At 48.1% G+C, this 6,403-nt stretch carries 5 protein-coding genes and 1 pseudogene; 2 read left to right on the top strand and 4 right to left on the bottom strand.

Annotated elements, in window-relative coordinates; all coding sequences use genetic code 11:
* Positions 1-166 precede the first annotated feature (166 nt).
* From V7D78_RS15420 to V7D78_RS15430, 3 genes are all read right to left on the bottom strand, one after another.
* Complete coding sequence (locus tag V7D78_RS15420) at positions 167-415, bottom strand: DUF3297 family protein (protein WP_333609349.1); 249 nt, start codon at positions 413-415, stop codon at positions 167-169.
* A 99-nt stretch (positions 416-514) separates the two neighbouring features.
* Entirely contained in the window at positions 515-2,293 is a 1,779-nt protein-coding gene (locus tag V7D78_RS15425; protein ID WP_333609350.1) for a PAS domain-containing sensor histidine kinase, read from the bottom strand.
* Between the two features lie 11 nt (positions 2,294-2,304).
* The gene (locus V7D78_RS15430; RefSeq protein ID WP_333609351.1) at positions 2,305-4,527 is read right to left on the bottom strand and encodes a bifunctional diguanylate cyclase/phosphodiesterase; all 2,223 of its coding nucleotides are present in this window, start codon (positions 4,525-4,527) and stop codon (positions 2,305-2,307) included.
* Positions 4,528-4,718: 191 nt separating this feature from the next.
* Here V7D78_RS15430 and V7D78_RS15435 point away from each other — a divergent pair, with 191 nt between their 5' ends.
* Positions 4,719-5,633 (top strand): SDR family oxidoreductase, encoded by a 915-nt coding sequence (locus V7D78_RS15435; RefSeq protein WP_333609352.1) that lies wholly within the window; start codon positions 4,719-4,721, stop codon positions 5,631-5,633.
* Between the two features lie 3 nt (positions 5,634-5,636).
* Here V7D78_RS15435 and V7D78_RS15440 read toward each other — a convergent pair whose 3' ends face one another.
* Positions 5,637-5,942, bottom strand: coding sequence for an SOUL family heme-binding protein (locus V7D78_RS15440; protein WP_333609353.1), 306 nt, complete (start codon positions 5,940-5,942; stop codon positions 5,637-5,639).
* A 183-nt stretch (positions 5,943-6,125) separates the two neighbouring features.
* On the opposite strand from V7D78_RS15440, the pseudogene V7D78_RS15445 reads away from it, so the two are divergent.
* Positions 6,126-6,403: pseudogene (locus tag V7D78_RS15445) on the top strand (hypothetical protein); the annotation flags it as partial.

A 6,403-nucleotide genomic window follows, 5' to 3' on the forward strand; every position in this document is an offset into this window, starting at 1 on the left:
GCCGTTTTGCCAAGCGGCGCTGGGAAAATAAGCAAAAACAATTAACTGAAGACGCAGGTAATCTGTAATAGTTTGTGCCATCTTAAAGTGGCAGAGTGTTCATATCTTGCTCTGCCACCTCAACCCCAGTCGGGATAACATTTTTGAACAGGCAAAACAGACAAGATTACCGGTAAAACGCTTCTACGCTGCCTTTTACTTTGATTAACATCGGTTGGCCATGGCGGTCTAATGCTTTGGTCGCGGCAATTTTTACCCAGCCTTCGCTGATGCAATATTCTTCCACATCAAAACGTTCTTTACCGTTAAGGCGGATGCCAATGTCATGCTCAAAAATCGCGGCTACATAGTGCGGGCTGCGGGGATTTATCGCCAGGCGGTCTGGTAAGTCTGGGCGTGCTGTGGTGTCAGTCATGGTATTTTCTTTTATGAATTGAATAAGCGCCATTGTAGGCAAAGCCGGCTTGCTGCTCAAGCGTCATTTCAGCAATTAAAATACACTGTCGATCATTGCTTAAGCATCATGCTGCTGGGTAACCTGGCTGGTCATTGGTGCTGTTAAGGGGAGGTGCAGCGTAAAACTGGCGCCGCCGGACTCGCTGTTTGCTACTTCTATGCGGCCACCTAAAATACCGGTGACAAGGGTATAGGTTATATGTAAGCCCAACCCCGAGCCCCCCTGGCCCAGGCGGGTAGTGTAAAAGGGGTCGAATATCCGTTTTAAATGTTCCTTGGCGATTCCAGCACCATTATCCCGAACGTTGAGCGTTATCCAGCCGTTATCGCTGGCCCCGGTAATCCACAGTTGTTTATCGCTTTGCTTTTCATATGCATGCACCACAGCGTTGTTAATCAGATTTAACAGCACTTGTCCAAGTGGCCCAGGGAAACTATCCAGTGCCAGTTCAACTGGTATCGACTGATGCAAAACAACTGCGGCCCGGCGCAGAGTGGGGCTGATCGTTAAGGTCACTTCATGCACTATTTCATCCAGCATAAAGTGGCGGCGCTGATAACTGGTTTGATCAACGGCTAATTGTTTAAAACCACCAATAAGCTCAGCTGCCCGGACTAAATTGCGCTCAATGATACGACTACCTTGCTCCACATCATGCAAAAACGCCTGCAGCGCAGAGCGTGTTAAGCCCTGAGCCAGTAACTGCTCAAATTTACGATGTTCATCCACTAAGCTACTGGATACGGTAACAGCATTGCCAATTGGAGTATTGAGCTCATGTGCCACGCCGGCTACCAGGGCGCCCAATGAGGCTAACTTTTCACTTTGCAGTAATTCATATTGAGTGCGCTTTAAGCTTTCCAGAGTAGTGCTCAGCTCAGTGGTCCGCTCCTTGACACGCTGCTCCAAAGAAGTATTCAGCTCCATAATTTCGCGCTCCCGCCGCTTAATGTCGGTGATATCGCGCACTATGCCAATGGCCAGCACTTCACCGTCCTGTTCAAAGCTACTAAGCGCCACCTCAGCATCAAACACGCTCCCATCCGCCCGCAGATGCCACCATTCAAAGCGCTGCGGCGGGCCATTGGCGGCTTTGATAATATATTGCTCTGCTAAGGCTGCAGAGGTTTCGCCATTGTCTTGTAAAGGCGGCGATATCTGAGCGGGGGAAAACCCGACAATCTCCTCGTAGGGCTTTTGAAACATCTGCACGGCAGCATTATTGCAATCAATAATAATGCCCTGGCGAACCACAAACATCGAATCGTTGCTGTGGCGCACCAGCGTGGCAAAGCGTTGTAGCGATGCTTTTGCCGTTTTTTCATCAGTCATATCCAGAATAAAACCGTCGAGAAATTTCACTTTGCCTTGCTCATCATAGACCGCCTGACCTTTTTCAAAGGCCCAGCGTAAGGTGCCATTTTTATGCCGTACTCTGTACTCCACCTCCCAGGATTGGCCTTGTTTAATGGCGTTTTGCACGGCGATGCTTACCCGCTTGTCATCTTCAGGGAGAATGAGCTTGGCATAAGATATCTGCTTATTATTTAGTAACTCTTCAGCGCTATAGCCTGAAATATGATCAACATGAGTGCTGATAAACAACATGGTCCAGTTGTCATCGTATAAACAGCGATAAGTAATGCCAGGGATATTATTAACCAGAGTTCTGAACTGGTCCCTATGCGCCCGTAATTCGGTTTCTAACCGCTGATGTTGTTGAACCAGCATGTAATGTTGGCGCTGGCGATACAATAAATAGACAATAAGCATAAACAACAGGCTAATAAAAATTACTACTGGTAAGGGGAGTGGGGTATTTAGCGCAGCTGTCATCTAGGGGTCCTTTAACCAGGCCTGACTGCAGATTGCACCAGCCAGGCACTAAATTGTTGCTCATCCAAGGGCTTTGAAAATAAATAACCCTGACCTTCCTGGCAGCCTGTTTGCAGCAGTGCCGCCAGTTGTTGTTCCGTTTCGATGCCCTCAGCAATAGTTTTGAGTTGCATATGGCTTGCCAGGGCAATAATGGTTTGGGCGATGCCATTAGTTGCTAAATCGGCTTGCTCGCCACTGACAAAACTACGATCTATTTTTAAGCGGTCAATCGGTAAACTACGCAGGATACTGAGCGAGGAGTAACCGGTGCCAAAATCATCCATCGCTATGCGTATCCCGTGCTGGCGTAAATGTTGTAGTTTATGTTTTACATTGGCCAAATCATCTGCTGCCACTGACTCGGTTAATTCAATTTCTACATGGTGCCCTTGTAAGCCGCAGGCATTTACTTGCTCAATGAGGTTATCAACAAACTGCGGTTCGCAAAATTGCACTTGCGACACATTAATCGCTACCCGAAAGTTGTCATCAACACGTCCAGCCAGGCCGGCGCGCCAACGCAAAGCACTGCGGATCACCCAATCACCCAACGCCACCATCATGCCAGATTGCTCGGCCAGCGGAATAAAACGATCGGGTGGGATATAGTTGCCATCGTCGGTTTTCCAGCGTAATAAGCACTCGGCGCCTACCGTGGCGTTATCAGCTAACCGCACAAAGGGCTGATAATGCAGGTGTAAGCGCTCGATGGAAAACGCGGTGCGTAAACGGCTTAATAACTGCATCCGGTCTCTGGCGGCTTCTGCCAGCTCTGTCTGAAATACTAAGGTTTTACCGCGCTGAAAATGTTTAGCCTGTTTTAATGCGACACCGGCATTTTTAAGGATTTCTACCGCACTGCCGGGTTGTTGATGCAGCACTATCAGACCGCTGGTGGCAGATATTCTCAATGGCTCATTGTGCTGCAAGGCAAAGGGTTCTGCAAAAACCGCGCTAATGCGCTCCGTGGTCAGATCGGCGGCGGCGCCCAATAAGCCAAATAAGTCTCCACCAACCCTGGCAATGTAAGTGCTATTAGCCAGTTGTGCTTGCAGCCGCTGCGCAACAGCACAGAGAATTTTATCGCCAAAGGCATCATCAAGCACACTGTTAATGTAGGAAAAATTATCTAAATCAACCAGGGCAACCGCTTGAGGTTCCAGCGCACACTGGCTGCTTTGTTGTTCAATTTTAGCAATAAAGCCATTGCGGTTTGGTAAGCCGACTAAAGGGTCTATATAAGCCAATTGTTCTATAGCGGTATACAGCTGCAGGTTTTCAAAAGCTACGGCAATGTTACTGCAAAACACTTGCAGTAAACCTTGCTCAAGCTCGGTGAGCGCTCGGGGTAAGTCAACAAAGGCTGCCAGCGCCTGATTGTCGGTGCCAGCAAAATACACGCCCACGCCATTATCAAACACATGATGCTGAGCTTTTAGTACCTGCGTTAAATGTTGGCGTACGCGCTTATCGGGTACCTCGGTAAGGGGAATGCCCATCCAACAACTAAACCGACCTGAAGCTGCCAGTACTTTGGGTTGTTCATCCGGGCTATTGAGTACTGCACAAATTAAACATTCTTCTGTTACTTTTAACAACGCACATAACTGGGTGACAATGCCGTCAGCAAATTTTTTCATGCCGGCAGGTTTGCCTAATGCAGTGCTGGCCGCCAGAATGTGTTCCAGGCCATTGCGGTTGGCTTCCAGTTGTTTAATTTGTGCATACGAACGTATAGCCATAGTAATACTGGTAAATAACCTTACTCGGGTGAGTTCTGGCTTGGTTTTATAGTCATTAATGTCATACAGGCGGATGCTGTCAATTTCAGGCGCATAACCGGGTTGGCCGGTTCGTAAAATTAATCGAATATTATTATTGTGCAGGTTTTCGCGAATATGCCGCACCAGCATCAGGCCGGCGTCATCGCTCTCCATCACCACATCAATCAGCGCTACGGCAAACTCCGGTTGTTGTTGCAACAGCGTCATGGCTTCAGCGGCAGAGTAAGCACTAACAAAAGCCAACGGGCGCTGCTGAAATAATAAATCTTTTAAGGCTAACCGGGTAACCGTATGCACATCCGGCTCGTCGTCAACCAGCAGAATATTCCAGGGTTCTTGTTCCTGAGGATTGCTTGATTCTGCAGCTTCGTCTGCAAATACCAACTGTTCATTTCTATGTACAGCCATTCGTATTGTCCTGACAAGCAAGAGTAAACTAGCAGTATAGGCGTAATTTGTGTCACTCGGGAAATACTGCTTCGTGCAAATCTTGGCTGTCACTCTACTTTTATTATGCAGCACATTGTCAGCAGGCATTTTGCCGACTAAGTTTAAGCACGCTGTTAACTTGTTGGCTGATTGAGGCGGGGGTTTTTGCAATGTACAAAAGTAATGCTAAAACGGTAGTGATTACAGGCTGTAGCTCTGGCTTTGGTAGGCAAGTATCTGAGCAGTTAGCCAGGCGTGGCGATAGGGTATTTGCCACTATGCGAGGTACCGAGGGTAAAAATGCAAAGATTGCCGCTGAAATGCGGCAGCTGGCAGTAGCTGAAAAAATTAATTTACAGGTATTGGAGCTGGATGTGACGTCCTCAGTTTCAGTTGATGCTGCAGCGGCTATTATTATCAATGAATGCGGTGCGCCTGATGTGGTCATTAACAATGCTGGTCAGATGTATATAGGGTTTACAGAATCCTTTAGTGCTGATGAGTTGAGTCGACAGCTGGATGTTAATGTGGTCGGTGTGCATCGGGTAAACCGGGCGTTTTTGCCAGCAATGCGTCAGCAGGGCCGGGGGCTATTTATTAATATCAGCTCGGTAGCCGGCAGGTTAAGTGCGCCCTTTTTCGGGGTATACCATGCCAGTAAATGGGCGCTTGAGGGATATAGTCTTGCTCTACGTGGCGAACTGGCCAGCTCTGGTGTCGACGTGGTTTTGGTTGAACCCGGCCCCTTTACTACTGAGCTGTTTAGTAGCAGCCCGCAACCCCAAGATATTGACGGGCGCGTTGCCAGTTATCCACTAATGGCAAGGCAAACGCTGGATAACTTAGCTCAGACCTTTGAAGCTATGTTGAAGGATCCCACATTGCCAACTGATCCGGGGTTAGTGGTAGACAGAATTATTACTCTTATTGAGATGAGTGCAGGAAACCGACCATTTCGTAGTGTGGTCGGTTTGGATTTTGGTGTGACTAAACAAAATGCTGATGCAGTGCCATTTGATGCCGCTGTACTAGAGGCTTTTGGTATGACAGAGTTTGCCACGCTAAAGCCAAGTGAGTTTCAATAGCAGTTAGTGTATTTCAATTAACACTTCATTGCGGCGCAGCATGGGTAGGGTGAGCGGGCCATTGTAGCCCGCCTCAACAGGCTCGCTCAGCGCTGTGTAGCCATTAGCACTAAGCCATTCGTTAAGGATTTTAGTGTGTTTTGCTACATTACTTTTGCTTAGTGTGCCGCTAAACTGAATTGTCGCGACCTTGTAGTTTTTAAGCTCAGTGACTTTAATATCCGGATTAGTGGGCTTGGGTGTGGTTTGCAGCGTGAATTCTTTTGGCATAACAAAAGACATCATCGACTCGCCCGGGCGGTTATTCATCAAAGGAAGCTATTGGACAGGCACAACAGCAGGAATCTATTGGACAGGCACAACGGCAATTGGACAGGCATAGAAGCAGCACTAGCAAAGCGGGGTTCCAATTACGACCAGCTAAATCTTGACAGTCAGGGGCTCAGCAACTAATTTTAATGCTGTATATTTAAACAGTGCTTGAGGCCCGATATGCCCAGACCCCGCAAAGCCCTTATCGCCGTCGAAGAGACACCTTACTATCATGTCGTATCACGTTGTGTGCGCAGAGCTTATTTGTGCGGTGTCGATTATGATACTGGCGAGAACTATGAGCACCGCCGAGCCTGGATTGAGCAGCGCATTCGCTTGCTAGCATCGCTGTTTGCTATCGATATCTGCGCCTACGCCATTATGACCAACCACTTCCACCTGGTGGTTAAACTCCAGCCAAACGAGGCCAGTCACTGGAGCATGCAAGAGGTACTATC

The sequence above is a fragment of the Arsukibacterium sp. genome (genome assembly GCF_036735525.1).
Taxonomy (GTDB): domain Bacteria; phylum Pseudomonadota; class Gammaproteobacteria; order Enterobacterales; family Alteromonadaceae; genus Alishewanella.

Excerpts from the sequence above, each read along its gene's own strand:
- V7D78_RS15425 (WP_333609350.1), bottom strand. The coding sequence starts at position 2,293 with ATGACAGCTGCGCTAAATACCCCACTCCCCTTACCAGTAGTAATTTTT.
- V7D78_RS15440 (WP_333609353.1), bottom strand. The coding sequence starts at position 5,942 with ATGAATAACCGCCCGGGCGAGTCGATGATGTCTTTTGTTATGCCAAAA.
- V7D78_RS15420 (WP_333609349.1), bottom strand. The coding sequence starts at position 415 with ATGACTGACACCACAGCACGCCCAGACTTACCAGACCGCCTGGCGATA.
- V7D78_RS15430 (WP_333609351.1), bottom strand. The coding sequence starts at position 4,527 with ATGGCTGTACATAGAAATGAACAGTTGGTATTTGCAGACGAAGCTGCA.
- V7D78_RS15435 (WP_333609352.1), top strand. The coding sequence starts at position 4,719 with ATGTACAAAAGTAATGCTAAAACGGTAGTGATTACAGGCTGTAGCTCT.